This is a genomic window from Acidobacteriota bacterium (assembly GCA_016716715.1).
Classification (GTDB): Bacteria; Acidobacteriota; Thermoanaerobaculia; order UBA5066; family UBA5066; genus Fen-183.
In genome coordinates, this window is record JADJVE010000007.1 from 243,415 (window position 1) to 269,884 (window position 26,470).

Annotated in this window: 22 protein-coding genes; 17 read left to right on the forward strand and 5 right to left on the reverse strand. The window is 69.2% G+C overall.

The window, feature by feature from the left end; translation table 11 throughout:
* The first annotated feature begins 41 nt into the window (after positions 1–41).
* The 9 genes from amrS (at position 42) to IPL89_13330 (ending at position 8,071) form a co-directional block, all read left to right on the forward strand.
* A complete protein-coding gene (gene amrS, locus IPL89_13290; GenBank protein ID MBK9064149.1) occupies positions 42–1,127 on the forward strand; it encodes an AmmeMemoRadiSam system radical SAM enzyme in 1,086 nt (361 codons plus the stop codon).
* Entirely contained in the window at positions 1,124–1,936 is an 813-nt protein-coding gene (amrB, locus tag IPL89_13295) for an AmmeMemoRadiSam system protein B (protein ID MBK9064150.1), read from the forward strand. Before amrS ends, amrB begins: the two co-directional genes overlap by 4 nt.
* A gap of 117 nt (positions 1,937–2,053) precedes the next feature.
* Entirely contained in the window at positions 2,054–2,515 is a 462-nt protein-coding gene (locus IPL89_13300; GenBank protein MBK9064151.1) for an SUF system Fe-S cluster assembly regulator, read from the forward strand.
* Entirely contained in the window at positions 2,512–3,954 is a 1,443-nt protein-coding gene (sufB, locus tag IPL89_13305; GenBank protein MBK9064152.1) for a Fe-S cluster assembly protein SufB, read from the forward strand. Before IPL89_13300 ends, sufB begins: the two co-directional genes overlap by 4 nt.
* A complete protein-coding gene (gene sufC / locus IPL89_13310) occupies positions 3,951–4,739 on the forward strand; it encodes a Fe-S cluster assembly ATPase SufC (protein ID MBK9064153.1) in 789 nt (262 codons plus the stop codon). The genes sufB and sufC overlap by 4 nt, the downstream gene beginning before the upstream one ends.
* A 2-nt stretch (positions 4,740–4,741) precedes the next feature.
* Entirely contained in the window at positions 4,742–6,106 is a 1,365-nt protein-coding gene (gene sufD, locus IPL89_13315) for a Fe-S cluster assembly protein SufD (GenBank protein MBK9064154.1), read from the forward strand.
* Positions 6,103–7,317 (forward strand): cysteine desulfurase, encoded by a 1,215-nt coding sequence (locus IPL89_13320; protein ID MBK9064155.1) that lies wholly within the window; start codon positions 6,103–6,105, stop codon positions 7,315–7,317. The genes sufD and IPL89_13320 overlap by 4 nt, the downstream gene beginning before the upstream one ends.
* Entirely contained in the window at positions 7,317–7,769 is a 453-nt protein-coding gene (locus tag IPL89_13325; protein ID MBK9064156.1) for an SUF system NifU family Fe-S cluster assembly protein, read from the forward strand. The genes IPL89_13320 and IPL89_13325 overlap by 1 nt, the downstream gene beginning before the upstream one ends.
* Positions 7,766–8,071 (forward strand): DUF59 domain-containing protein, encoded by a 306-nt coding sequence (locus tag IPL89_13330; protein ID MBK9064157.1) that lies wholly within the window; start codon positions 7,766–7,768, stop codon positions 8,069–8,071. Before IPL89_13325 ends, IPL89_13330 begins: the two co-directional genes overlap by 4 nt.
* Here IPL89_13330 and IPL89_13335 read toward each other — a convergent pair.
* Together IPL89_13335 and IPL89_13340 are read right to left on the reverse strand one after the other, a co-directional pair.
* Positions 8,055–8,816, reverse strand: a complete 762-nt coding sequence (locus tag IPL89_13335) for a hypothetical protein (GenBank protein MBK9064158.1) — start codon at positions 8,814–8,816, stop codon at positions 8,055–8,057. The two genes, IPL89_13330 and IPL89_13335, sit on opposite strands and share 17 nt — an antisense overlap.
* Complete coding sequence (locus IPL89_13340; GenBank protein MBK9064159.1) at positions 8,789–9,568, reverse strand: hypothetical protein; 780 nt, start codon at positions 9,566–9,568, stop codon at positions 8,789–8,791. Before IPL89_13340 ends, IPL89_13335 begins: the two co-directional genes overlap by 28 nt.
* A 46-nt stretch (positions 9,569–9,614) precedes the next feature.
* Between IPL89_13340 and IPL89_13345 the strand changes: the two genes are divergently transcribed.
* Genes IPL89_13345 through IPL89_13375 form a run of 7 tightly spaced genes read left to right on the forward strand, consistent with a single transcriptional unit; the run spans position 9,615 to position 21,545 of the window.
* Positions 9,615–12,626, forward strand: coding sequence for a PD-(D/E)XK nuclease family protein (locus IPL89_13345; GenBank protein MBK9064160.1), 3,012 nt, complete (start codon positions 9,615–9,617; stop codon positions 12,624–12,626).
* On the forward strand, positions 12,619–15,993 hold the full coding sequence (locus tag IPL89_13350) for a UvrD-helicase domain-containing protein (protein ID MBK9064161.1): 3,375 nt from the start codon (positions 12,619–12,621) through the stop codon (positions 15,991–15,993). Before IPL89_13345 ends, IPL89_13350 begins: the two co-directional genes overlap by 8 nt.
* On the forward strand, positions 15,990–16,589 hold the full coding sequence (locus tag IPL89_13355; GenBank protein MBK9064162.1) for a hypothetical protein: 600 nt from the start codon (positions 15,990–15,992) through the stop codon (positions 16,587–16,589). The genes IPL89_13350 and IPL89_13355 overlap by 4 nt, the downstream gene beginning before the upstream one ends.
* Positions 16,586–17,125 (forward strand): hypothetical protein, encoded by a 540-nt coding sequence (locus tag IPL89_13360; protein MBK9064163.1) that lies wholly within the window; start codon positions 16,586–16,588, stop codon positions 17,123–17,125. The genes IPL89_13355 and IPL89_13360 overlap by 4 nt, the downstream gene beginning before the upstream one ends.
* Before the next feature lie 30 nt (positions 17,126–17,155).
* On the forward strand, positions 17,156–19,996 hold the full coding sequence (locus tag IPL89_13365; protein ID MBK9064164.1) for a tetratricopeptide repeat protein: 2,841 nt from the start codon (positions 17,156–17,158) through the stop codon (positions 19,994–19,996).
* 12 nt (positions 19,997–20,008) lie between these two features.
* Positions 20,009–20,635 carry a hypothetical protein gene (locus tag IPL89_13370; protein MBK9064165.1) on the forward strand — a complete coding sequence of 209 codons (627 nt, stop codon included), beginning with the start codon at positions 20,009–20,011 and terminating at the stop codon, positions 20,633–20,635.
* 19 nt (positions 20,636–20,654) lie between these two features.
* Positions 20,655–21,545, forward strand: a complete 891-nt coding sequence (locus IPL89_13375; protein ID MBK9064166.1) for an MBL fold metallo-hydrolase — start codon at positions 20,655–20,657, stop codon at positions 21,543–21,545.
* Positions 21,546–21,624: 79 nt separating this feature from the next.
* Here IPL89_13375 and IPL89_13380 read toward each other — a convergent pair whose 3' ends face one another.
* From IPL89_13380 to IPL89_13390, 3 genes are read right to left on the reverse strand one after another with little or no spacing between them, the layout of a single operon-like run.
* Positions 21,625–21,996: a hypothetical protein gene (locus IPL89_13380; protein ID MBK9064167.1), complete on the reverse strand. Its 372-nt coding sequence runs from the start codon at positions 21,994–21,996 to the stop codon at positions 21,625–21,627.
* Positions 21,997–22,043: 47 nt separating this feature from the next.
* A complete protein-coding gene (locus IPL89_13385; GenBank protein MBK9064168.1) occupies positions 22,044–22,457 on the reverse strand; it encodes a cupin domain-containing protein in 414 nt (137 codons plus the stop codon).
* Between the two features lie 35 nt (positions 22,458–22,492).
* Positions 22,493–25,192 (reverse strand): M1 family metallopeptidase, encoded by a 2,700-nt coding sequence (locus IPL89_13390; protein ID MBK9064169.1) that lies wholly within the window; start codon positions 25,190–25,192, stop codon positions 22,493–22,495.
* Positions 25,193–25,247: 55 nt separating this feature from the next.
* Between IPL89_13390 and IPL89_13395 the strand changes: the two genes are divergently transcribed.
* On the forward strand, positions 25,248–26,470 hold a 1,223-nt coding region (locus IPL89_13395), incomplete at its 3' end, for a VCBS repeat-containing protein (protein ID MBK9064170.1).

Below are 26,470 nucleotides of genomic sequence, written 5' to 3' on the forward strand. Positions count from 1 at the left end.
GGACCAAATCCGGTCCATATTGTCCGGCAGCGGGGTGAGGCATGGCTTCCGTCGCCGGGTCCACACATCCCACGACGCACTGGCACGTCGAGGGCGACCGCGTCCAGTGCGACGTCTGCCCGCGTTTCTGCAGGCTGAAAGAGGGCCAGGAAGGCCATTGCTTCGTGCGGGCGGCGCGCGGCGGGGAGATCGTGCTGACGACGTACGGGCGGTCGAGCGGCTTCTGCGTGGACCCGATCGAGAAGAAGCCCCTGAACCACTTCCTGCCGGGCACGTCCGTCCTGTCGTTCGGGACCGCGGGCTGCAACCTCGCCTGCAAGTTCTGCCAGAACTGGGACATCTCGAAGTCGCGCGAGATGGACACGCTCGCCGCCAACGCGACGCCCCAGCGAATCGCGGCCGCCGCCGTCGAGCTGGGGTGCCGGAGCGTCGCGTTCACGTACAACGACCCCGTCGTCTTCATGGAGTACGCGATCGACGTCGCCGCGGCCTGCCACGCCGTGGGCGTGAAGACGGTCGCCGTGACGGCCGGCTACGTGGCTCCGAAACCGCGCGCGGAGCTCTTCGCCGCGATGGACGCCGCGAACGTCGACCTCAAGGCGTTCACGGAGGATTTCTACGCGAAGGCCTGCGGCGCGCACCTCCAGCCCGTTCTCGAGACGCTCGAGTACCTCGTCCGGGAGACGAAGGTCTGGACCGAGATCACCACGCTCCTGATCCCGGGGATGAACGACTCCGGCGCGGAGATCGACGCGATGACGCGCTGGGTCTTCGAGCACCTCGGTCCGGACGTCCCGCATCACTTCACGGCGTTTCATCCGGACTGGAAAATGCGGGACGTTTCCGCCACCCCCACCGCGACCTTGAGGAGAGCGCGAGAGATCGCGCGCGGAAACGGCCTCGAGTACGTCTACACGGGCAACGTCCACGATCCCGAGGGCCAGAGCACGAACTGCGCGGAGTGCGGGAAGATTCTCATTGAAAGAGACGGATACGAGACCGGAGCGTGGGGCCTGAAGGCCGGCGGTCAATGCGGCGCGTGCGGCGCCCGGTGCCCGGGACACTTCGAAGAAACCCCCGGTGCCTGGGGCGCCCGCCGCCAGCCCGTCCACCTCGCCGCATCATGACGAGAGCGAGGATGGTCCGCCCTCCAGCCGTCGCCGGCACGTTCTACCCGGCCTCCCCCGCAGCGCTTGCGCGGCACGTGGATGCGCTCCTCGCCGGGGCGGTCGTTGCGCCCGGCGAAGCGCTTCCCCTCGCGCTCGTCGTCCCGCACGCCGGGACCATCTACTCCGGCCCCGTCGCGGCGAGCGCGTACGCGCGCCTGCGCCCTCACGCGGCCGAGATCAGGCGCGTCGTGGCCTTCGGCCCGGTGCACCGCGTGCCCGTCCATGGCGCCGCGGTCCCGGCGGCCGACGCGTGGGCGACGCCTCTCGGCGAGGTGACGATCGACGCCGCGCTCCGGATGCGCGCTGCCGCATGCGGCGCGGCCGTGGACGACCGGCCACACGCCCCCGAGCACGCCCTCGAGGTCCAGCTCCCGTTCCTTCAGCGCGTCCTCGGGGAGGGCTTCACGTTCCTGCCCGTCGCGGTTTCGGAGATCTCCGCGCGAGCGACCGCGGACCTCATCGGCGAGTTCCTCGGCGAGAAGGGCACGCTCGTCGTCGTGAGCACCGACCTCAGCCACTACCACGACCTCGAGGCCGCCCGCCGCCTCGACCGCACGACGGCCGACGCGATCCTCGCGTGCGAGCCGGAAAACCTTTCGGGCGAGGACGCCTGCGGCTACTACCCGCTGAGGGGATTGCTCGAGCTGGCGCGGCGGAAATCTCTTCCGGTCAAGCTCCTCGACCTCAGAACCTCCGGCGACACGGCGGGAGACCCCGTGAGCGTCGTCGGTTACGGGGCGTTCGAAAGTGAGAACCCGTCTCACTAACTCATTCTAAGTAGATCTCTTATCTCCTGTCTTTCCTCCCTTGACTGAATTGGTGCTATTTCATATCGTACCGATCCGGTTCGATATCTCGAGCGTATTCGAGCCGGGGAGTACGCGATGTTCCGAATGACCAAGATGACCGACTACGGGATCGTGCTGCTGACGCAGTTCGCGGCGCACGAGGACCGGCCCGCGTTCACGGCGCGCGAGCTCGCGCACGACACGCGGCTGCCCCTCCCCACCGTCGGCAAGCTCCTCAAGCAGCTCTCGCACGGCGGCCTCCTCGCCTCGCAGCGCGGCACGCGCGGCGGGTACTCCCTCGCGCGCCCCCCGCGCGAGATCACGGTCGCCTCCATCATCGCGACGCTCGAGGGCCCGGTCTCGATCACCGAGTGCGGCGGCGCCGTCCGCTGCGAGCACGAAAGCTTCTGCTCCACGAAGCCGAACTGGCAGATCATCAACGACGCGATCCGCGCGTCGCTCGAAGGCCTGACGCTCGCGGACATGACACGGCCGCTCCCGCCCCGTTTCGCCGCGGCTTCGGCGGCCGCGCTCCCTGTGCACCGGAGCCCCGCATGAACGACGCCCTGCTGAACGAGCTGACGCAGCGCGAGTACCAGCACGGTTTCGTGACGGACGTCGAGACCGAGTCGATTCCGGCCGGACTCAGCGAGGACGTCGTCCGGATCATCTCGAAGAAGAAGAACGAGCCCGAGTGGCTCCTCGAGTGGCGCCTCAAGGCGTACCGTCACTGGCTCACGATGGAAGAGCCGGCGTGGGCGCGCGTCTCGTACCCCCCGATCGACTACCAGAAGATCGTGTACTACGCCGCGCCGAAGTCCGCGAAGGAGGGCCCGACGAGCCTCGCGGACGTCGATCCCGAGCTCCTCGCGATGTACGAGAAGCTGGGCGTCCCGCTCAAGGAGCGCGAGATCCTCGCCGGAGTCGCCGTCGACGCGGTCATCGACAGCGTGTCCGTCGCGACGACGTTCCGCGAGAAGCTCGCGTCCGTCGGGATCGTCTTCTGCTCCTTCTCCGAGGCCGTACACTCGCACCCCGACCTCGTCCGGAAGTGGCTCGGCTCGGTCGTGCCCTCGCGCGACAACTTCTTCGCGGCGCTGAACTCGGCGGTCTTCTCGGACGGGTCGTTCTGCTACATCCCGAAGGGCGTCCGCTGCCCGATGGAGCTGTCGACGTACTTCCGCATCAACCAGGCCGACACCGGCCAGTTCGAGCGCACGCTCATCGTGGCCGAGGAAGGCGCGACGGTCTCGTACCTCGAGGGCTGCACGGCGCCGAAGCGCGACGTGAACCAGCTCCACGCGGCCGTCGTCGAGCTCGTCGCGATGGACGACGCCACCATCAAGTACTCCACGGTCCAGAACTGGTACCCCGGCGACCGCGAGGGCAAGGGCGGCATCTACAACTTCGTCACGAAGCGGGGCAAGTGCCTCGGCAAGCGCTCGAAGATCTCGTGGACGCAGGTCGAGACCGGCTCGGCCATCACGTGGAAGTACCCGAGCTGCATCCTCATGGGCGACGACTCGATCGGCGAGTTCTACTCGGTCGCGCTCGCGAACAACTACCAGCAGGCCGACACGGGCACGAAGATGATCCACATCGGGAAGAACACCCGGTCGACGATCGTCTCCAAGGGCATCTCCGCGGGCCACGGGCAGAACACGTACCGGGGCGGCGTCACGATCCTCAAGTCGGCGGTGGGCGCGCGCAACTACTCGCAGTGCGACTCGCTCCTCATCGGAGACCAGTGCGGCGCGCACACGTTTCCGTACATCGAGGTCAAGAACAGCACGGCCACGCTCGAGCACGAGGCGTCCACGTCGAAGATCGGCGAGGACCAGCTCTTCTACTGCATGCAGCGCGGGATCTCGGCGGAAGACGCCGTGTCCCTCATCGTCAACGGCTTCGCCAAGCGCGTCCTCAAGGAGCTCCCCATGGAGTTCGCGGTGGAAGCGCAGAAGCTGCTCGGCGTGTCGCTGGAAGGATCAGTCGGATGAAGAACGTCGACACACCCCTCCTGGAAATCCGAAATCTTCACGCGTCCATCGAGGAAGACGGGACCGAGATCCTCAGGGGGATCGACCTGAAGATTCTTCCCGGCGAAGTCCACGCCATCATGGGCCCGAACGGCTCCGGCAAGAGCACGCTGGCGCACGTCCTGTCGGGCCGGCCGGGTTACGCCGTGACCCAGGGGACGGTCTCGTTCCTGGGCAAGGACCTCCTCGCGATGAAGCCCGAGGAGCGGGCCCGCGAAGGCGTGTTCCTCGCGTTCCAGTACCCGGTCGAGATCCCGGGCGTCTCGAACAACTACTTCCTGCGCACGGCCGTCAACGCCGTCCGGCGCCACCGCGGCCTCGCCGAGCTCGACGCGATGGACTTCCTTGCGCTCCTCGACGAGAAGGCGAAGCTCGTCGAGATGGAAGAGGCGCTCCTGAACCGCTCCGTGAACGAGGGCTTCTCGGGCGGCGAGAAGAAGCGCAACGAGGTCCTCCAGATGGCGCTCCTCGATCCGCGCCTCGCGATCCTCGACGAGACCGACTCGGGCCTCGACATCGACGCGCTCCGCATCGCGGCCGGCGGCGTCAACGCCCTCCGAGACGGCAAGCGCGGCTTTCTCGTCATCACGCACTACCAGCGCCTTCTGAACTACATCGTCCCGGACGTCGTTCACGTCCTCTCGGACGGAAGGATCGTCAAGTCGGGCGACAGGAGCCTCGCCCTCGAGCTCGAGGCGAAGGGCTACGGCTGGATCGAAAAGGAAGCCGCCGCCGCGGCGCGCTGAGCATGACGGCATCCGCAAGAGCGGCCACCATCCGCGACGGCGTCGACGTCCTCGCCACGCAGGCCGAGGAGTTCACCTCGGGCCTCGCCGGGCCGCCGTGGCTCACAAAGCTGCGCCGGGACGGCATGGCGTCCCTCGTGAAGACCGGCTTCCCGTCGCAGCGCGACGAGGAGTGGCGTTACACGAACCTCCTGCCACTCGCCCGAACGGTCTTCGGCCTCGCCCCCCGCGACGTCACGATCGCCGAGCGCACGCAGGCCGTCGAGCTCGAGGCCCGCCTCGGCACCCTCGGCCTCTCCTCCCCCGGCCCGCGCCTCGTCTTCGTCAACGGGCACCTCGTCCGGCGCACGGCGCACACGCTTCCCGCGGAGATCCTGTTCGAGAACCTCGGAACCGTCCTCCGTCTCGCGCCCGAGCGCGTCGAGAAGGTGCTCATCGCCGCTCCGGCCGGCCATCCGTTCGTCGCGCTGAACGACGCGTTCCTCGACACGGGCGCTCTCGTGCGCGTCGGGAAAGGGCTGACGGCGCCCGATCCTCTCGTCGTCGTCCACCTCTCGACGTCCGCGAGCGGGACGCCGGCGCCCCTCATGTCTCATCTCCGCAATCTCGTCGTCCTCGAGGAGGACGCGGCTGCCACCGTCGTCGAGGTGTTCCTCGGCACGGACGAGCTGTCCTTCACGAACGCGGTCACGCAGGCCGTCCTCGGGGAGAACGCACGCCTCACGCACATCAAGGTCCAGCTCGAGGGCCGGCAGGCCTATCACGTCGGGAACCTCTTCCTCTCGCACGCGCGGGGCGCCCGTTCGACGTCGCACGTCTATTCCTTCGGCGGCGCGACGGTTCGCAACGAGATCTCCGCGACGCTTTCCGGCGAGGGCTCGGGGACCGAAATGTACGGCCTCTTCGCCGCGGCGGCCGGCCAGAGCGTCGACTGCCACACCGTCATCGACCACGCGGCCCCGCGCGCGGACAGCCTCGAGCTCTACAAGGGCATCCTCGACGGGAACGGCCGCGGCGCATTCGACGGCAAGGTGATCGTGCGCGAGGGCGCCGTGAAGACGGACGCCCGCCAGACGAACCGGAACCTGATCCTCTCGGACGAAGCTCTCGTCGACAGCAAGCCGCAGCTCGAGATCCACAACAACGACGTCCGGTGCACGCACGGCTCGACCACGGGCCGCATCGACTCGGACGCCCTCTTCTACCTTCGCTCGCGCGGCCTCTCGGAAGGGGCGGCGCGAGCCCTCCTCACGTACGCCTTCGGCAGCGAGGTCGTCTCGAAGGTGGCCGCGCCGGACGTGAAGGCCCTCCTCGAGGACCGCCTCCACGCGTGGCTGCCCGCCGCGGCCGCATCGGTGAACGGATGAACGTCGAGAAGATCCGGGAGCAATTTCCGATCCTCGCGCAGAAGGTCCACGGCAAGCGCCTCGTGTACCTCGACAACGCGAACACGACGCAGAAGCCGCGCGCCGTGATCGACTCCGGGAGCCGCTACTACGAAGAGACGAACGCGAACATCCACCGCGGCACGCACTTCCTCTCCGAGAAGGCGACGGCCGAATACGAAGGTGCCCGCGCGAAAGTCGCCCGCTTCCTCGGCGCGCGCGCCCCCCGCGAGGTCGTCTTCACGCGCGGCACGACCGAGGCGATCAACCTCGTGGCCGCAGGTTTCGCGCAGTCGGTCCTCAAAGAGGGCGACGAGATCCTCCTCACGGGCCTCGAGCACCACTCCAACATCGTTCCGTGGCAGCTCGCCTGCGGACGCACGGGCGCGAAGCTCGTCGTCGTCCCGATCACGGATTCGGGCGAGGTCCCCGTCGAGGAGTTCGAAAGGCGCCTGACGCCCCGGACGAAGATCGCGGCCGTTTCCCACGTCTCCAACGCTCTCGGCACGATCAATCCCGTCGAGGAGTTCATCCGGCTCGCCCACGCGCGCAGCGTGCCCGTCCTCGTGGACGGCGCGCAGGCCGCGCCGCACCTCCCGATCGACGTCGCGGCTCTGGGCTGCGACTTCTACGCGGTCTCCGGCCACAAGATGTACGGCCCGACGGGCATCGGCGCGCTCTACGGCACGGAGGCGTGGCTCGAGAAGCTTCCGCCCTACCAGGGCGGCGGCGACATGATCTCGTCCGTGACGTTCGAGAAGACGACGTACAACGAGCTGCCCTGGAAGTTCGAGGCCGGCACCGCGAACATCGCGGGCGGCATCGGTTTCGGCGTCGCGGCCGACTGGCTCTCGGCCATCGGGCTCCCCGCCGTGGCCGCGCACGAGCACACGCTCCTCGTCCGCGCGACGGAAGCGCTCTCGGCGATCGAGGGGCTGCGCATCGTCGGCACCGCGCCGCGCAAGGCGGCCGTCGTCTCGTTTCTCCTCGGCGACGTTCACCCCCACGACATCGGGACGATCCTCGACCGCGAGGGCATTGCGATCCGGACCGGACAGCACTGCGCGCAGCCCGTCATGGACCGCTACGGAATCGGCGCCACGGCGCGGGCCTCCTTCGGCGTCTACAACACCGAAGAAGAGGTCGACATCCTCGCGACGGCGCTGAAGAAGGTGCAGGAGGTTTTCGCCTGATGACGGACCTCCGCGACCTCTATCAGGAGGTCATCCTCGACCACAACAAGTCGCCGCACAACTATCGCGAGATGGCGGACCCGAGCCGCATGGCGCTCGGCCACAACCCGCTCTGCGGCGACCGGCTGAAGCTGTACGTCAAGCTGGACGGCGACAGGATCGCCGACGTCGCGTTCCAGGGGTCCGGCTGCGCGATCTCGAAGGCCTCGGCGTCGCTCATGACGGACGCCGTCAAGGGCAAGACGCTCGCCGAGGCGGAGGCCCTGTACGGCAAGTTCCACGACCTCCTCACGGGCCCGCCCGACGTGAAGGCGACGGGCGAGGGTCTCGGCAAGCTCGCGGTTTTCTCGGGCGTCCGCGAGTTTCCGGCACGCGTGAAGTGCGCGACGCTTGCGTGGCACACGCTGGAGAGCGCCATCAAGAACGTCCCCGAGGTCGCGAAGACCGAATGACCGAGCTCGAGCAGAAGGTCGTCGACGAAGCGCTGAAGAAGTGCTTCGACCCCGAGATCCCGGTGAACATCTGGGAGCTCGGGCTGATCTATTCGGTCGCCGTGTCGCCGGAGGGCGTCGCGCACGTGCAGATGACGCTGACCGCTCCCGCCTGCCCCGTCGCCGGCACCTTGCCCGGCGAGGTCGAGGCGAAGGTGAAGGCCGTTCCCGGCGTCACGGGGGCGAAGGTCGAGCTCGTCTGGGACCCGCCCTGGAACGCCGACATGATGACGCGCGTGGCGCGGGTCATGCTCGGGATGTAGCCGGCTCCGGCCTTCTCAGCGACAGCAGCCAGCCCGTCCCGAACGCGATCGTCGAGCCGAGGAGCGAGTACCACGGCCACGCGATCATCTTCCCGAGCGGGAACGGGACGAAGCCCTTCGAGCCCAGCCACAGGACGAACATGAACACGGCGGACGTCGCGATGCCGATCATCGCGTCCGTCTGCGTCGCCTTCCGCGCCCAGAGCGCGAGCAGGAACCCGCCGAGGAGGCCGCCGGCCGTCACGCTCGCGAGGCCGAGCGCGACCTGGACGGCCGGGACGCTCTGCGGCAGGCGCGAGAACCCGACCGCGAGCCCGGCGAGCACGAGCGTCCAGAAGAGCGTCAGCACCTTCCCGAGGACGAGCCCGCGCTTCCCCTCGACGTACTTCTTCCCCATCAGCGGCGCGACGATGTCGAGGGACAGCGCCGAGGCGAGCGAGTTCAGCGCCGACGACTCCGAGCACATCGCGGCCGAGAAGATTCCCGCCACGAGGTACGCCGACACGAACGGCGGCAGGCTCGTCACGATGAACGTCGGCAGGATCGCGTCCGACGACGCGAACCCGCCGGGCCCGATCGGCCGTCCGCCGTAGAACGCGAACATTCCGACGCCGAGCGCGAGAAACAGCGTGAACTGCAGGATCACGAGGACGCCCGACCCGATGAGCGCCTTCTGCGCGTCGCGCAGGCCGCGGCACGCGAGAAGCCGCTGGACGATCAGCTGATCGGCGCCGTGGGAGGCCATGGCCAACACGGCCCCGCCGATGACACCGGAAAAAGGGTATAGGGTTCGGAAAGATTCTTTGAAAGGTTAAAGAGGCGAACCGGCTGCCCGAGCTCCGCGCACCTTCCAAGAATCTCCTGAAATCCTCCCAATCCCCCGCCGAACGCATTCAGCAGCACCCAGAGAGCCATGATCGCGCCAGAGATGTAGACGAGGACCTGGATGAGGTCGATCCAGATGACCGCCTTGATGCCGCCGACGTACGTGTAGAGCGCGGTCGCGCCTGCGAGGAGGAGGATTGCCGCCCAGACCGGGATTCCGAGGATGAGCGCGATGGGGATCGCGGGGACCGCGAGGCGGACGCTCGCCGCCATGACGCGCGTGACCATGAAGATCAGCGACGTGAATCGCCGCGCGCCGACGCCGAAGCGCCGCTCGAGGAGCGCGTAGGCCGTCGTGATTTCGCCGTGGAAGTAGCCCGGAAGAAGGATGAACGAGACGGCAATGCGTCCGACGAGGTAGCCGAACGCGAGCTGGAGGAACGTGAACCCGGACCGGTACGCGTCGCCCGGCACCGAGAGGAACGTGAGCGCGGAAGTCTCCGTCGCGACGATCGAGGCCATGACGGCGCCCCACGGCATCGCGTGGCCGCCCAGGAAGTAGTCCTTCGCGTCCTTCTGGCCCCGGCCGAGCCACGCGCCCAGCACGTTGATCGCCACGAGGTACGCGGCGATCGCGAGAAGCGTCGGCACCCCGAGGGAAATGCCATCCATCAGGGCGGCATGATCACACAGGGCACGGCCCATTTAGACTCCGCGCGTGACACCGGCCGTCGAACGCAACAGGCTCCACGCGGGGCTGGCGGACTTCTGCGCGGCGCACCCCGTGGACGAGAAGATCCTCCTCGTTCCGTCCTTCCCCGTCGGCCAGCAGATTCTCGACGCGCTCGCACGCTCGGGCTGCGCGCACCTGAATCTCCGACCCGCGACCGTCTTCTCGCTCGCGCACGGCGTCGCCGGCCCGGCCCTCGCGGCGGCCGGACGTGTGACGCTCTCACGAGCCCAGCTGCTCGCCCTCGTCGAGGACGCGTGCGACCAGGTCCTCGAGCCCTCGTCGTACTTCGGGGCGCTGCGCGACAGGCCCGGCCTGCACCGCGCCCTGCAGTCCACGCTGAACGAGATCCGGCGCGCGGGCCTGACGCCCGAGCAGCTCCCCTCCGAGGCGCTCGAGGACCCGCGCAAGGCACGCGAGATGAAGGCGATCGGCCGCTCCTACCGCGACGCGCTCGAGGCCGGAAAGTTCGCGGACCCGCTCGACGTCCTCGCGGCCGCGACTCGCATGCTGCTCGAGGACCCCGGGCTGAAGCTCCCGACGGCGGTTCGCGTCCTCCGACCGGACGGAATCGACTTCTCGGGCGTCGAGGCCGCGTTCCTCGACGCGTTCCTGGCCCGCCCGGCCACGTCCCTCGCCGTCGACGTGCCGGAGGACGCCCCGCTGACGGCGGAGCGCGTGTCGCTCGCGTGCGCCTCGGGGGAGGAGAACGAAGTACGGGCCGTCTTCCGCCGCGTCGTGGACGAGACGATCCCGCTCGACGACGTCGAGATCGCGATCACGGACGACGCCGCGTACCGGCCGCTCGTTTACGAGCTGGCCCAGCAGGCGGGCTTCCCCTGCACGTTCGCCGACGGCATCCCGGCGACGTTTTCACGCCCGGCCCAGGGCGTCCTCGACGTCCTCGACTGGATCGCGGGCGGGTACGAGGAGCGCGCCCTCGCGCGGCTGTTCGGCGCTGGCCGGGCGAACCTGGCGGCCGCGCACCCCCGTGGCGCGCTCGTGGGGCCTGTCCGCGCGGCGCGGGCGTTCCGGCGCGCGCGGATCGTGCGTGGGCGCGACCGCACTCGCGCGCGCCTCGCGCTCGAGAGAGAGCGCCTCGAGCGCCGGGCCCGGGCCGAGGGCCTCGAGCCGGAGGCCGTCGCCGAGCGTCTCGTGCCCCTCGACGCGGTCGCGGCCTGGGTGGACCGCCTCCTCGCGATCGCCCCCGTGCCCGACCCCGAGGGCCGGGTCGACCTCGCCGCGCTCGCGCGCGCGGGCCTCGCGATCACGGGTCTCCTCGACGTCGCGAGCCGGCTGGACGGCATGGCGCGCGAGGGCCTCGCCCGCCTCTTCGCGGAGTTCGCGTCGCTGCCGCCGCGCAGGCTCCCGCTCGTGGAGGCGGCGGCGCGCCTGCGCGAGGCCGTCGGGGCGCTCGCCGTCGCGTCCTCGACGCCCGCGCCCGGACACGCGCACGTCGCGCGCATCGCGGACGCCGGATGGAGCGGCCGCGGGCGCACGTTCGTCCTCGGCCTCGACGAAGCGCGCTTCCCCGGCGGCGGGGCGCAGGATCCCGTCCTCCTCGACCACGAGCGCGAGGCCGTCAACAGCCGGATGGGCTCGCACGCGCTGCCACTGCGCCGCGGGACCGCGGCCGAGGAGAGCCGGCGCGCGCTCGCTTCGCTCCTCGCCCGCGCGCGCGGCCGCCTCGTCCTCTCGTACTCGAACCGCGACTTTCTGCAGGACGCCGAGCAGTTCCCCTCGTCGGCCGTTCTCGACGTCTTCCGCGCGCTCGAGGGCCGGCCGCGCGCGAGCTTCCGCGACCTCTTCGACCGCGAGGGCGCGCCTGCCGCGTTCCGGCCGGCGGGCGCGCCGCTCGACGAGATCGAGTGGTGGCTCGCGGCCCTTCACGCACCGGGGACGGATCCGGAGCGCGCGGGGCGCGAGGTCGAGACCGCCTACCCGTGGATCGCGGACGGGCGCGAGGCTGACGAGGCGCGTCGCTCCCCGGCGTTCACGAAGTGGGACGGGCGGCTGTCGGTCGCGCATGGCGAGCTGGACCCGCGTGTCACGCGCGAGCCGACGTCCGCCTCGCGCCTCCAGCTCCTCGCGAAGAGCCCGCGCGGGTACTTCCTGAAGTACGTCCTCGGCCTCTCGGAGCCGGACGAGGACCACGCCGTGGACGTCTGGCTGGACGCCCTCGAGTACGGCCGGCTCTTCCACGAGACCGTCTTCGAGTTCTTCACGGAACGCGTGGAGCCGGACGCGCCGTTCGACCTCGTCCGGGAGACGGCGCGCCTTCTCAAGGTCGCCGACCGCAACCTCGTCCGGATGCGCGGGGAGATCCCGCCCCCGAGCGACGTCGCGTTCCGGCAGCAGCGCGACGCCTTCCTCGCCGACCTCGACGTGTTCGTCAAGGGAGAGGCGAAGAGCGCGTCGACGTCGGTCCCGCGGTTCTTCGAGGTGCCGCTCGGTCGTTCGTACGGCAGCGCGGGCAAGGATCTCGCGTCCGCCGAGCCCGTCGAGATCGCGGGCGGGGGCGGAACGTTCCTCCTCCAGGGGCAGATCGACCGCATCGACTCCGAGGGAGCCGGCGCGTGGGCCGTGTGGGACTACAAGACGGGCAGCGAGAGACAGTTCAAGGACGCCTTGCCGCTGAACAGGGGCCGCCAGATCCAGCACGCCCTCTACGCGCGCGCCGCGGAGACCCTCCTCCGGCGTTCGGGGTTCGACGTGAAGTCCCTGCGCTCGGGCTACTACTTCCCGACCCGGAAGGGCGGGGGCCGCCGCGTCGTGCCCGAGGTGTCCGACGCCGACGTCGACGCCACGCTGAAGAACCTCTTCGACCTCCTCGCCGCGGGCGCGTTCCCGCACTCGGTCCGGAAGCGCGACTGCGACTGGTGCGACTTCCGCCTCGCCTGCGGCGATCCCGGGGAGGCGGCCCGCCAGTCGAAGGCGAAGTGCGAGTCGGGCGAGCCGCTCCTCGAGGCGCTGCGCGCTCTGGGGGGCCGCGATGTCTGAGCGGGTGCTGAAGACGGGACCGCTCCCGGACGCCGCCGAGCGCCTCCGTATCGAGACGGAGCTCGACCGGAACTTCCTCGTGGAGGCGGGCGCGGGCTCCGGCAAGACGACGAGCCTCGTCTCGCGGATGATCGCGCTCCTCGGCGCGGGCCTCGCCGAGCCGGACGCGCTCGTCGCCGTGACGTTCACGCGCAAGGCCGCCTCACAGCTGCGGCAGCGCTTCCAGGAAAAGCTGGAGGAGCGCCTCGCGGCCGAGAAGGAGCCCGCCGTCAAGGAGCGGCTCGAGAAAGCCCAGAAGGGCCTCGACCTCGTCCGCGTCGGGACGATCCATTCGTTCTGCGCCTCGCTGCTGCGCGAGCGCCCGGTCGAGGCCGGCATCGACCTCGGCCTGTCGGACGTCAAGCTCCAGGAAGCCGCGCTCTTCCAGCCGCTCGCGTGGCGCGAGTGGATCGCCGACTGCGCGGAGAAGGACGACCCGCGGCTCGCGGCGCTGGAAGAGACGGGCCTCGCCGCCCAGGACCTCGAGAGCGCGTTCCTGACGCTCGCGGAATATCCCGACGTCGTCCCGGCCGTCGCGAGCCCGCCGCCGCCGAAGCCCGCGCTCGACGGCGTCCGCCGGAAGACGGCTCTGCTCCTCGCGGAGGCCGGGCCGCTCAAGCCGGGCGAGCCGCTCGCGGGGAAGGAAGCCGACGACCTGCAGGCCGCGCTCGTGAGGGTCGCGCGCCTCCTCGAACAGCCGGACGCCGAGAGCGACGACGGCTTCGTCCGCGTGCTCGAGGAGCTCGAACCCGAGAAGCTCGCCGAGATCAAGGTCACACAGTGGGAAGGCGGCAAGGCGGCCGCGCTCGCGTTCGTGGCGCGCTTCGAGGCGTTCCGCGAGAAGGTCCTCCGGCCCACGCTCCTCGCGTGGCGCGAGTGGGTGCACCCGCGCGCGATGGGGTTTCTCCTCCCCGCGCTCGAGCGCCTGCGCACGCGCCGCCGCGAGGAGGGCTTCCTCACGTACGAGGACCTGCTCCTGATCTCCCGCGACGTCCTGCGCGACCAGCCGGCCGTTCGCCGGTACTTCCGCAGCCGCATCTCGCACCTTCTCGTCGACGAGTTCCAGGACACCGACCCGCTCCAGGCGGAGATCATGCTGTTCCTCACCTCGGACGACGACCGGCAGAAGAACGCGTGGAAGCTGCGGCCGAGGCCGGGCTCGCTGTTCGTCGTCGGCGACCCGAAGCAGTCCATCTACCGCTTCCGCCGCGCGGACATCGAGACGTACGAGACGTTCACGGACATCGTGATCGCTTCGGGCGGCGCGGTCCTGCCTCTGACGTCGAGCTTCCGCACCGTGGACGCGGCCGCCGAGCCCGTCAACCGGACGTTCGCGGGGGTCTTCCCGAAGAAGGCGACGAAGCTCCAGGCCAGGTTCGCGCCCCTCGAGGCACGCGGCGCGGAGGCGGGGCCGACGTGCGGCGCTTTCCGGCTCGCGTCGCAGGGCGACGGAAACGTCCGCGAGGGCCGCGTGCGCTCGATCAACGCGCGGAACGTGGCCGACTTCGTCCGGCGCGCTCTCGCGGGCGGCTGGAAGATCCCTGCGGGCCCGGGCGGCGCGCTCGTGACTCCGCGCCCGTCGGACATCCTGGTCCTGACCGTGGGCCGCGACGCGCTCGCCGAGCACGCGCAGGCCCTCGAAGTCGCGGGCGTCCCCGTCGAGGTCACGGGGAGCAAGGCCTTCGCGATCACGAAGGGCCTTCTCGCGCTGCAGCCTCTCCTCGCCGCCGTGAACGACCCCGACGACGAAGTCGCCGTCGTCGCGTTCCTCTCGGGGCCGCTCTGCGGCGTGGACGACGACGCGCTCTGGCGCCACCGCAAGGCCGGCGGCCGATTCGCGTTCACGACCGACCCCGAACCCGGCACGGACGCGAAGATCGCCCGCGGCCTGGCTCACCTCCGCGACGCCCTGAGGGACAGCCGTGCCTTCCCGCCCGCGGCCGCGCTCGTGAAGATCGTGGAGCGTCTCGGCCTCGCGGCGTCCATCTCCGCCGACGAAGGCGGCCGCACCGCGACCGGCAACCTCCTCAAGGTCCTCGCGTGGGCGCGGCGGCTCTCGGCCGACGGCCACTCCTTCGCGGACGTCGCGCGGCGCCTCGTCGAGGACGCGCCCGAGCTCGAGGAGATGAGCGTCGACGCGGCGCGCTCGAACGCGGTCCGCCTCATGAACATCCACAAGGCCAAGGGGCTCGAGGCGCCCATCGTGATCCTCGCCGAGCCCGTCGACCGGACGCCGCACGAGCCGGGCTCCCACATCGAACGGACGGGCGACGTACCGCGCGGCTGGTTCCCGGTCCTCAAGCCGCTCGGCGAGCGCGGCGTGCGCATCCTCGCGCTCCCTCCGGACTGGGAGGAGAAGAGCGGAATCGAGCGCCTGTTCCTCGACGCCGAGCAGCAGCGTCTCTTCTACGTGGGCGCGACGCGCGCGATGTACACGCTCGTCGCGAGCGTCCACACGAAGGTCACGAAGAAGGACGGGCCGCGGCTCACGGGCCTCTGGGCGCCGCTCGACCCGTACCTCAAGGACCTCGTGGCCAGCCCCGCGCCCGCGCCGGCCCTGCCCGGACGCGACCTGCCGCCGCTCGCCGAAAGGCTCCCCGAGGTGCGCACGCGCCTCGCCGAGGCGCGGGAGCGCGCGGGCGCCCCGACGTATGGCGTCGTAACGGTGACGGCGCTCGCGAAGAAGGAGGGCCCCCGGGCCCCGTCGCCAGCCGAGGAGGCGCGTGGCGCCGCGTGGGGACGCGTCCTGCACCAGCTTCTCGAAGCGGCCCTGCGGATGCCCGGCGTCGACCTTCGGCCGCTCGCCCTCAATCTCATGCGGGACGAGGAGGTCGCGCCCGACCTCCTCGACGAAGTGCTTCGCGTCGCCGCGTCCGTCACGGCCTCCGAGCTCTGGACGCGGGCCCTCAAGTCGCCGCGCCGGTACGTCGAGGTCCCGTTCGAGATGGTCGTGCCGTCGGGCGACCTCGGCTTCGCGGCTGGGCCTCCCGAGACGCTCCTCAAGGGCGCAATGGACCTCGTCTTCGAAGAAGACGGCGTCTGGCGCATCGTGGACTGGAAGTCCGACGTCGTCGGCGACTCTCTCGCCGCGCTCGTCGCCCACTACGCGCCTCAGGTGACGCACTACAGGCGTGCGTGGGAGGCGCTCACGAAGCGGCCGGCGAAGGCCGGGCTCTTCTTCATGGACACCGGGGAACTCGTCTGGCTGGGAGACGAGGGAAACGAGAAAGAAGAGAAGATTTCTTTGAAAGTGAATACAGCCGACCGGGAGAGCGGCGCGCGGCCTGATGGCTCCGCGCCCCGGCAGCGCTCGCTCTTCGACGAATGAGGAGAACCGCGCTTCTCCTGGTTCTTGCGACCACCGGCTGCGCGTCCTCCGACTGGGCGAAGACCGAGAGCGTCCCCGGAGGAAAACTCTACGTCCCGAAGCTCTACGCTCCCCTCCTCCCCGGCTCGATGTACCCGGACAAGAAGGTGCAGATCCCGGCGAAGGCGCGCCCCGCGATGGTCCTCGTCTGTCCGTCCAAGGGAGATTGCCGCCAAAGGGAAGTCCTCGACCACGCGGCGCAGAGGGGCCTCGTGGTGCTGGTCGGACGAGAGCCGAATACCGATTTGCTTCGGACCCGTGCGGAGGCGGACCCTGAGCGGATCGGCTGGCTGCTCGTTTGGCCAGACGAAGCTTTTCTTAGAAGGTGGATACGGGCCGGCGCACCGGGCACCGCTACAGCGATAGTCGGGCCGCCTCGATTCCCCTCCTACCCTTCCAAGCATCTTCTCTTCGCGGCGCTGCTCGGCATGGAGCCTCTGGAGGCGGGAGACGGCATCGTCCTCAAGCTTTATTCTCCGAACCAGAATGGCCTCCTCCCGGGCGAGGCGTTTCGCGACGCCGTCGAGTGGCTGGCCGGCGAGCTCGGAGCGAGGTGAACGTGCTCTCCTGCGCCTGCGACGCCTTCCTCAACGACTGGTTCTCGAGCACCGCCGAGGGCGTCCGGCCTCCCACCTGGCGGCCCCTGTCCGAGCACCCCGACGCGCGCTTCGCGCCCGATCTCGACTGCTTCCGCGGCGAGAACCTCATCCTCGCGTTCTGCACCGAGTGCCGGCGGCGCTGGTACTTCAGCTGGGACCTGAAGGACGACGCGTTCCACGCCGTCCCGATCGGCGACGAGGTCCTCGCGACGCTCAACCTCGAGATCCCGCTCGAGCGCCTCGTCGCCTTCCTTCTGAGCCCCGAGTACAAATACTGGAACTGGGCGATCGAGGGCTGGTTCGACCGCTTCTTCCGGCTCGCGGGGGGCGACCTCGATGCGGCTGCGGCCTCCCTCCGCCACGCCCTCGAGACGCCCGGCCTCCGCGGAGACGTCGACGGCTCCATCCGGCGCCGGCACCAGCGAGTCCTGGACCTTCAGTCCGAGCGGGCTCGTGCGGCTGGGCCGAAGCGTCCCCGGAACCTCTCTCGCTGAGACCGTGCCTCAGGTCTAAAATCCGTCGCCATGAACACCCGGAACGAAGGCGCGGTCCGCGCCAAGGGCGTCCTTCATCCCTGGCAGAAGCGGCTCTACACGATCCTGCTCGTGCCACTCGGCCTGATGGCGGCGAACTCGATCTACCTCGTCGCCTTCACGAAGTACTCCTCGTTCTTCATGGCGATGCTGCTCATGCACCTCGTGCTGGGCCTCCTGATCGCCATCCCCTTCCTCGTCTTCGCGTTCACGCACGGCGCGCGGATGCTCGCAAACATCCGGAACCGCAACGCGAAGATCGCCGGGCTCACGATCGTCGGCCTCTCGCTGCTCTGCATCGGGACCGGGATCACGATGGCGCTGAAGGGTGCGACGCTCACGAACCGGCCGATCTACCTCGCGCACGTCTTCGCGATCCCCGTCGCGCTCGTCGCCTTCATCCTCCACCGGCGTGCCGCGGTCCACAAACTGCATTTGAGGATGCTCGCCCAGTGGGGCGGCGCCGTGGCCGCGTTCGTCCTCGTGATGGCGGGCCTCCACAAACTGGAGAAGCCGGCGCAGCGCGTCGTGAACACGAACGGCGACGTTCAGTTCTTCCTCTCGTCCGCCGAGACGTTCGACCAGGGCCTCCTCGACGGGAAGAGGCTGTCCGCGAACGCGTACTGCCAGGAGTGCCACCCGGACTCCTTCAAGCGCTGGGAGAAGTCCGCCCACCGCTTCTCGTCGTTCAACAACCCCTTCTACCGCCGCGCCGTCGAGCTCATGGCCGACCGCGTCGGCCGCGAGAAGACGAAGTGGTGCTCCGGCTGCCACGACCCGGCCGTCCTCTTCACGGGGCAGATGGGCAAGGCCACGATGGCCACGTTCTCGTACGACCAGTTCGAAGCGCAGCAGGGTCTCACCTGCATGGCCTGCCACTCCATCACCGAGGTCAAAGACCTGCGCGGCAACGGCGGCTACGTGATCGAGGAAAGCAAGCAGTACCCGTTCGCGTTCTCCAACAACAAGGCGCTCAAGGAGGTGAACAAGCTCCTGATCCGCATGGAGCCCTCCCTCCACCGCCAGACGTTCATGAAGCCGTTCATGCGCACGCCGGAATTCTGCTCGACGTGCCACAAGGTCGGGCTCCTCCCGCCGCTGAACGATTACCACTGGATGCGCGGTCAGAACCACTACGACAGCTGGTACGACTCGGGCGTTTCGGGCAACGCGGTGCGGTCGTTCTACGACCCGCCGAAGACGAAGGCCTGCCGCGATTGCCACCTGCCGCTGATGCCGTCCAACGAGTTCGGCAACCAGGCCGGGATGCTCCACGACCACCTCTTCCCCGCGGCCAACACGGCATTGCCGGCGATTCGCGGGGAAAAAGAAACGATAGAAGACATTCGTAAGAAGGTACTGGCTGGATCCCTCTCAATCGATGTCTTCGCGTTGAAGCGCGGTAGCGAGGTGCTGCCGATCGGCCCTGCGCTGCCGGCGGTGAGGCCCGGCGAGACCGTCGACGTCGAGGTCGTCGTGCGCACGCGGACGCTCGGGCACCCCTACACGAACGGCACGTCCGACAGCAACGAGACGTGGGTCGAGTTCAAGGCCGACAACGGCGCGCGCTCCGTGATGGCCTCGGGCACGCTCGACGCGAACGGACGCCTCGACCCCGCGGCCGACAAGATCGCGCAGCTCGCGATCGCGCACGACGGCTCCTTCATGGACCGCCGCCAGCCGCAGGACATCCACGTCCCGCTCTACAACAACTTCATCCCGCCGGGCGCGGCGCGCACGGTCCACTACCGCTTCACGGTGCCGAAGGACGCGGCGGGCTCGATCACGCTCGCGGCGGCCCTCAACTACCGGAAGTTCTCGCGCGATTACTCCATCTTCGTCGGCGGACCGGATGCCCCGACACTGCCCGTGACGCGAATCTCTGCGGATTCAGTCGTACTGCCCGTCGAAGGAAGCCTCCGCGGCGCCGCGACCGGCTCCGCCGCTCCGGTCGCCGGCGCAGCACCCTCAACTACTCGCGGAAATCCGGATTTCCCCGATCGGCAGTGGATCCGCTGGAACGACTACGGGATCGGCCTCCTCCTGCAGGGAGACCTCAGGGGAGCCTCGGCCGCGTTCAAGAAGGTCGCGGAGCTCGCCCCGGACAAGCCGGACGGCCCGCTGAACCTCGCGCGCTGCAAGGTGCAGGAGGGCGATCTCCCCGCGGCGAAGGCCGCGCTCGCCGACGCCGAGAAGCGCCGTCCGGGCTGGGGCAAGACGCAGTACTTCCGCTCGCTCGTTTCCAAGGAGGAGGGCCGCCTCGACGACGCGCTCGCCGACCTCGAACGCGTCCTCGCGAAGTTCCCGAAGGACCGCGTCGTCCTGAACCAGAAGGCCCGCGTCCTCTACCTCGCGGGCAAGTACGCGGAGGCGCTCCCGCCGATCGACGCCGTCCTCGCGATCGACGGCGAGGACCTCGCCGCGCATTACAACGCGATGCTCTGCCTCAAGGCGCTCGGGCGCTCGGAGGAGGCCGCCGCCGAGGAGAAGTGGTACCGGTTCTTCAAGGACGACGAGTCCGCCCGCGCGCTCCTCGCGGAGTACCGCATCGCGCACCCGCTCGAGAACCGCGAGTCGCTGCCGGTCCACGTCCACGACGACGCGCAGCCCTCGCAGGCCGTCCCGCCCGCGTGGCTTGCAGAGATCGGCCCGAAGGGCTACGAGTACAAGGGCTACGCGCCGAAGGGCGAAATGGTCCTGAAGGACGACCGCCCGCAGGGCGCGCCGCGCCCGTTCGCGCGGCCCGAGCCCCCGTCGAAACAGGCGGGGGAACGGAAGGGACCCGGCGTTCCGGTTGCGGCCGCCGTCGTCCCGGTCGTCTCGTCGCACTGATATCGTTCGTCGATGAAGAAGCGGTTTCTCCTCGTGCTCCTGTGCGTGGTGTTCGCCGGCCCGGCCCGTCCCCAGGGAGACGTGGCCGCCATGGACAAGTGGCTGAAGCCGAAGACGATCTTCTACCACGTGGAGGGCGCGTACGCGGGTAAGGCGCTCGTCTCCGTCCCGAACGGGGGCGCATGGGCCGACGTGACCGACCGCGTCGCGATCGACCTCGAGTGGAACCTCCGGAACGGAACGCTCGCGCACGTCCTCAAGATCGAAAACTTTCCGACGAAGATTGCGAACCTGCGCCAGGGCGAGCCGAAGTGCGCTCCCCCGGTCCTGCGCGGCGAGTACGAGCACGGGACGGTCCTCGAGATCGCCACGGGACCGACGGGTCAGCCCGAGATGAAGGTCGAGACGACGATCCCCGACGTCGACGTCCCGCAGTTCTGCACGGGGAAGCCCAAGCGCTGGAAGGGGAAGAAGAGCGTCCAGCCCGAGGAACTTCTCGTGCTTTCCCCGGTCCTCCTCACGATGCCTCTCGGCGATTCGAAGGACGTGAAGATCTCGAGCGACAGGAAGTCCATCGTCGCGACGAAGAACGGCTGGACCTGGACGTACACCCCGAGCGTGACGAAGCCGGCGGCCTGAGGGCGACAATACCTACGCCATGCAGATCCACACGCTCGATCTCGAGTTCTTCCGCGGCGAGACGATTGCCGCGTACCTCGTCGAATCCGGCGGCCATCTCGCGCTCGTCGAGACCGGCCCCGACTCCACCTGGCCGCACCTCGTCGCGGCGCTCGCGAAGCATGGCGCGAGGCCGGAGGACGTCAAGGACGTGCTCGTCACGCACATCCACCTCGATCACGCGGGCGCCGCATGGCGGCTCGCGCGGGCCGGCGCGAACGTGTGGGTGCACCCCCGCGGCGCGCCTCACATGGCCGACCCCTCGAAGCTCCTCGCGTCCGCGAGGCGGATCTACAAGGAACAGATGGATACGCTCTGGGGCACGCTGGAGCCGATTCCGGCCGACCGGCTGAAGGTCACGTCGGACGGCCTCGACATCCCGGTCGGCGGCGCCCGGATCCGCGTCCTCGAGACGCCCGGCCACGCGATCCACCACAACGCGTACCTCCTCGACGGCAACGTCTTCACGGGCGACGTCGGCGGCGTCGCGATCGGCGACGGCCCGAACCTGCCCCCGACTCCCCCGCCGGACATCGACCTTCCTACGTGGGCGCGCTCCATCGAGCGCATCAAGGCCGCGCGGCCGGACGCGTTCTATCCGACGCACTTCGGGCGCCACGGCGACGTCGCGCGCCGCCTTGACGAGATGTTCGACGAGCTCGAGGCTTGGGCCGCGTTCATTCGCGCGCGCCTCGACGAGGGCAAGGAAGAACCCGCGATCGTGCCGGAGTTCGAGGCGTGGCTCACGGAACGCCTGCTCGCGAAAGGCGTCGGCGCCGACGGCCTCGAGGCCTACAAGACCGCCCTCCCCTTCGCCATGAACGTCACCGGCCTCGTGCGGTACTGGAAGACGGCGGGCGCCGCGGCGTAACGGCCCCCGAGCCCCGAGGCCGTTCAGATGACGGCGTCGTAGCAGACCCGGTTCGCCTTCGGCTGACGTTTCCGGCCGTTCACAGCAGGTGGTACACGAACACGCAAAAAGGGACGAACCGCTCGACCTCGGCCTTCGGGACCTGCGGGTAACGCCGGATCATCTCCCTCGTCAGGCCCGGCACGTCGAAATCGAACAATTCCACGTATCTGCCGTGCGGCCCGTCAAAGAACCGGGACTTCTCACCCTTGGAGATTTCCCGCCGCAGGACGTCCTTGAGCCGCCGCAGGACGGCAATGCGCCTGGCGTCGTAAGCCCCCAGCTTCTTCCTCTTCAGCCGCGCGCGGATCTTCGCCTCGACCTTCGCCCGATCGGAAGATGAGAACTCGTAGACAAGGACGCCGAGCGCCTCGCTCTCCCACGTCGCGGGAACCTTGCGTTTCCCCGTCACGGGCCTCCTCGGAAGACGCGCCATCCCCCTCATCCCGGGAACTTCCCCTACTTGTCAGCGTAGCGCCAGGGCTCGCCCTTCGTGTGGACGCGAAAGACCACGATCTTCGCGCCCTTCGCGCCGGCGACCGCCACATGCCATTTCTTGAACGGCACGTGCCCGACAGTGCCGGGCGTGCCGATGATCGACGGCGCCCCGTCGATCTTGATCTCGACTTCGCCCTCGAGGTAGTAGTGAAACTCCTCTCCGGGATGCCAGTGCCGCTCCAGAGACGTGTTGGGCGGGATCTGCACGAGGTCGATGAGTACCTCCCGGCCGGGCGTGAAGTCCTCGGCGAGTGGCATCTGCATCAGGTTCTTGACGTTCGATTTCGCCGCCGGGCTCGATGCCCCGAGCGTCGAGCCCACGACCAGGCCAACGCCGAAAAGGGTGATCGGAATGACGCCTCTCGAGATCTTCATGCATCCCTCCCTTAGTCGCGCGGGCGCCTGGCCCGCTACATCCCCGACTGCGGCTTCAGGTCGAGCGTCGGCCGCGGCTCGTAGTGGAAAAGGAACTCGTTCACGCTCTCCTGCTGCGCGGCCTTGAGCGCCGCGCGGAGCTGGATCTGCTCGAGCGACTGTGCGAGGTAGCGCGGGCCGCCCATGTACTTCGGCGCCTTGTCCCTGAAGAACGCCTCGACGTCGGCGCGCTTCTCCGCGTCGCTGAAGCCGGACGCGAGCATCGGGAACCGCGCCGGAGACTCGCGCGGCAGCCGCGCGGCGATCTTGTCGAAGTTCGCCTTGAGGAACGCCCACGCCTCGGAACGCGTCTCGCGGTTCGACGCCTCCTCGCGGAGGATGCCGATCGTCTCGCGCGCGTCGAACTCGTGCGAGAGGGTGAGTTTCAACGCCGCCGGCACGACGGAGGGGTCGCGGAACAGTCCGAGCGCGCCGAGAAGCCGCGAGCGCTCCCGACGGTCCGTCGACTTACGCGCCTCGGCCAGGTACGCCTGGAAGAGTTCCACGTCGCCGTGCCGCGCGGCCACTCCGAGAACCTCGGACGCGAGAAGCGGATCCACGGCCTTGCGGTCCTTGAGCCAAGCCTTCGCGAGAGAACCCGCCTCGGCGACGAGCGCCGGCTCGTCGCCCTCGTTCGCGGCGAACGGGACGAGCGAGGCCCGCAGGAGCTGCGTGTCCTCGTCCTCGCCCTTCTTCGCGGCCCAGCCGAGCGCCTTCGCGCGAGCGCCGAAAACGTCGCTCACGAAGCGGCGATAGCGCGGGCGCATTCCGTCGGTGACGAGAAAGTCGCGCGGCGCTGCCGCGATCTTCTGGACGGCCTCGACGACGGGCCGGTCGGGGTCGTTCGCGAAAGCGGGGACGAGCGCGAGCGCCGTCGCCATCGGGACGTCGCCGCTGCGCGCGAGCGCCGCGACGTCGGAGAGGGTGGCGATCCGCTCACCGGCAGTCAGGTGCTTGCCGCCGTCGGCGAGGACCTTTCCGAGAAGGCTGCCCTTGTAAAGAACGCGGTAGTAGCCGTCGCCGGCGTTCGCGAGCACGCGCGCCGGGCACGCGCCGGGAAGCGAGAGGGAGCCCGCCGCCTCGGTCAGCAGAGTGCACACCGTTGCCGCGCCCGGGTCGCCGGTGCGCGCGCAGACCGGCACCTGCCACGTCTGCTGCGTCGAGCCCGTGGATCCGGTCGGAAGGAACCGCTTCTGCGAGAGGAGCAGCTTCGGCGCGCCGCCGGCGCACTGCAGCTCGGCCGTCACGAGCGGGACGCCGGGCTGGTCGAGGAACGACCGGAACGCCGGGACGACGGCCGCGTTCTTCGTGGCTTCGGCGATCGCCGCGACGAAGTCGTCGGAGGTCGCGGCGCCCCACGCGTGGGTCTTCAGATAATGCTGGATGCCCTTCCGGAAGCCCTCCTCGCCCACCCATCCCTCGAACATGGCGATCACGGCCGCACCCTTCTGGTACGTGATGCCGTCGAACGCGCTCACGATGTCGTCGTTGCCCGCGATCGGCTGGCGGATGCGCCGCGCCGTCACGAGCGAGTCCTGGTCCATCGCGCCGGTGCGCGAGCCCGCGCGCTGCACGGCCCAGCTCCACTCGGGCTTCCAGCGGTCGACGATCTTGGAGGTCATCCACGTCGCGAAGGCCTCGTTCAGCCAGATGTCGTCCCACCACGCCGTCGTCACGTAGTCGCCGAACCACTGGTGCGCCGTCTCGTGGGCGCAGACGCTCGCGTACGCGCGGCGGAAGCGGATCGTCTCGTCGGCGGGCTTCGCGAGCAGGAGGCTGGACGAATACGTCACGAGTCCCGCGTTCTCCATGGCGCCGAAGCCCACGGTCTGCGGAATCACGAGGTGGTCGAGCTTCTCGTAGGGGTACGGGATGTCGAAGTACTTCTCGAGGACGTCGAGGATCGGCCCCGTCGACTCGGCCGCCCAGCGCGCGTCGGCCGCTCGGCCCTTCGGGACGATCATGCGGATCGCGGTTTTGTTGCGTCCCGCGGTCCCCGCGGGGACGACGTCGAACGGGCCGACGCCGAACGCGACGAGGTAGCTCGGGAGCGGTTTCGTCGGCGCGAACACGAAGGCGCGCGCGCCGTCCCCGTCCGAACGCTCCGCGACGACGGGCGTGTTCGACACGGCGATCGCGCCTTTCGGCGCGTGGATCGTCAGCTGCCACGGCGTCTTGAACGACGGCTCGTCGAAGCACGGGAACGCGCGCCGCGCGTAGATCGCCTCGAAGTGGCTGAACGCGTACCAGTCGGCGCCGTCCCTCTGCCGGAAGACGCCCTGGGTGTCCTTGCCCTCGATTCGTCCCGTATAGGCAAGCGTCAGGTCGTATTCACCCGGCGGAAGATTTCTTTGAAAGTGAATACGGACGTAGTCCGCGCCCGCCGCCGATGCTTCCGCGGGAATGGAGCCCTTCCCGTCGGCCCCGAGGGCCGAGGCCGACTCGATTGCGAGCTCGGTTCCGTTCAGCCACAGCGTGTCGGATTCCCCTTTCAAAGAAATCCGAATCTCGATCTTCCCTCTGAACGTCTCTTTCGCCGGATCCAGCCACAGCTCCGCGGCGTAGTGCACCGGCTCGACGCCCGTGGGCAGGCGCAGCTTCGGGGGCTGCGGTGTCTCGGCGAGGGCCGCTACGGCAAGAGCCAGGGGAAGAAAAAAGAGGATCCCTTTGAGAGGAAGAGAGAAGGCACACTTCATGACTCGACTTTACGATGAAAACGGGTCCTCCTCGCGGGAGTAACATTTCTGTCCCATGACCATTCAAAGAAATCCCCTCTTTCTCGGCGTCCTCTGTCTTCTCGCCGCCGGCTGCGCCAAGACGCCGCCGAAACCCGTCTCCCCCACCCCGGCCCCCGAGCCGACGAAGGTCGCCTCGTCGATCCGGTTCGAGGACGTCACGAAGGCTTCGGGCGTTTCGTTCGTCCACGTGAACGGGGCCGCCGGCAAGAAGTGGATGCCCGAGACGATGGGCTCCGGGGTTGCGGCCTTCGACGCCGACGGCGACGGCCGCGTGGACCTCCTCTTCGTGAACGGAAGGTGGTGGCCCGGCGACCCGAGGTCCGCGCAGCAGCCGACGCTCTCATTCTGGAGGAACGTCACCGAGCCGGGCGGGGCGCTCCGCTTCGAGGACCGCACGAAGGAAGCAGGCCTCGCCGTCTCGATCTACGGCATGGGCGTCGCGGTCGGCGACGTCAACGACGACGGCGCGCCCGACCTCGTGATCACCGGCCTCGACGACAACCGCCTGCTCCTCAACGACGGCAGGGGACGATTCAAGGACGCCACGAAGGGCTCGGGCCTCGTCGGGTCGGGCTGGGGCACGTCGGCCGCATTCGCGGACTTCGACGGCGACGGCGTCCTCGACCTCTTCGTCGGGCAGTACGTGAACTGGACGCCGAAGACGGACATGCATTGCTCGCTCGACGGGAAGACGAAGTCCTACTGCACGCCGGAGCGCTACAACGGCGTCTCGTCCCGCCTCTACAAGGGCCTCGGCGGCGGGACGTTTCGCGAGATCACGAAGGAAGCCGGACTCGTGAACCCGCTCGGCAAGGCGCTCGGGATCGCGGTGAGGGACTTCGACGGTGACGGCCGCCCCGACCTCGTCGTCGCGAACGACACCTCGCCGAACAACCTCTGCCGGAACGTGGAGACGGTGAACGGCATCCCGAGATTCAAGGACATGGCGATCGAGGCGGGGGTCGCCGTCGGCGAGGACGGCCGCGCGCGCGGCGCGATGGGAGTCGCGTTCGGCGACACGAAGAACGACGGCGGCGTGACGCTCGTCGTCGGCAACTTCTCGAACGAGATGTGGTCCGTGTGGAGCGCCGGCCCGAAGGGCGACTTCTTCGTGGACGAGTCCGTCCAGAGCGGCATCGGCCGCACGTCGCTCCTGCCCCTCACGTTCGGCGTCGCGTTCGCGGACTTCGACCTCGACGGCGTCCTCGATCTCGTCGGTGTGAACGGGCACGGGAG

What these genes read in the sequence shown, in the direction of transcription:
- amrS (MBK9064149.1), top strand. Translation starts at nt 42, where the DNA reads ATGGCTTCCGTCGCCGGGTCCACACATCCCACGACGCACTGGCACGTC.
- amrB (MBK9064150.1), top strand. Translation starts at nt 1,124, where the DNA reads ATGACGAGAGCGAGGATGGTCCGCCCTCCAGCCGTCGCCGGCACGTTC.
- IPL89_13300 (MBK9064151.1), top strand. Translation starts at nt 2,054, where the DNA reads ATGTTCCGAATGACCAAGATGACCGACTACGGGATCGTGCTGCTGACG.
- sufB (MBK9064152.1), top strand. Translation starts at nt 2,512, where the DNA reads ATGAACGACGCCCTGCTGAACGAGCTGACGCAGCGCGAGTACCAGCAC.
- sufC (MBK9064153.1), top strand. Translation starts at nt 3,951, where the DNA reads ATGAAGAACGTCGACACACCCCTCCTGGAAATCCGAAATCTTCACGCG.
- sufD (MBK9064154.1), top strand. Translation starts at nt 4,742, where the DNA reads ATGACGGCATCCGCAAGAGCGGCCACCATCCGCGACGGCGTCGACGTC.
- IPL89_13320 (MBK9064155.1), top strand. Translation starts at nt 6,103, where the DNA reads ATGAACGTCGAGAAGATCCGGGAGCAATTTCCGATCCTCGCGCAGAAG.
- IPL89_13325 (MBK9064156.1), top strand. Translation starts at nt 7,317, where the DNA reads ATGACGGACCTCCGCGACCTCTATCAGGAGGTCATCCTCGACCACAAC.
- IPL89_13330 (MBK9064157.1), top strand. Translation starts at nt 7,766, where the DNA reads ATGACCGAGCTCGAGCAGAAGGTCGTCGACGAAGCGCTGAAGAAGTGC.
- IPL89_13335 (MBK9064158.1), bottom strand. Translation starts at nt 8,816, where the DNA reads ATGGCCTCCCACGGCGCCGATCAGCTGATCGTCCAGCGGCTTCTCGCG.
- IPL89_13340 (MBK9064159.1), bottom strand. Translation starts at nt 9,568, where the DNA reads ATGGATGGCATTTCCCTCGGGGTGCCGACGCTTCTCGCGATCGCCGCG.
- IPL89_13350 (MBK9064161.1), top strand. Translation starts at nt 12,619, where the DNA reads ATGTCTGAGCGGGTGCTGAAGACGGGACCGCTCCCGGACGCCGCCGAG.
- IPL89_13355 (MBK9064162.1), top strand. Translation starts at nt 15,990, where the DNA reads ATGAGGAGAACCGCGCTTCTCCTGGTTCTTGCGACCACCGGCTGCGCG.
- IPL89_13365 (MBK9064164.1), top strand. Translation starts at nt 17,156, where the DNA reads ATGAACACCCGGAACGAAGGCGCGGTCCGCGCCAAGGGCGTCCTTCAT.
- IPL89_13370 (MBK9064165.1), top strand. Translation starts at nt 20,009, where the DNA reads ATGAAGAAGCGGTTTCTCCTCGTGCTCCTGTGCGTGGTGTTCGCCGGC.
- IPL89_13375 (MBK9064166.1), top strand. Translation starts at nt 20,655, where the DNA reads ATGCAGATCCACACGCTCGATCTCGAGTTCTTCCGCGGCGAGACGATT.
- IPL89_13385 (MBK9064168.1), bottom strand. Translation starts at nt 22,457, where the DNA reads ATGAAGATCTCGAGAGGCGTCATTCCGATCACCCTTTTCGGCGTTGGC.
- IPL89_13390 (MBK9064169.1), bottom strand. Translation starts at nt 25,192, where the DNA reads ATGAAGTGTGCCTTCTCTCTTCCTCTCAAAGGGATCCTCTTTTTTCTT.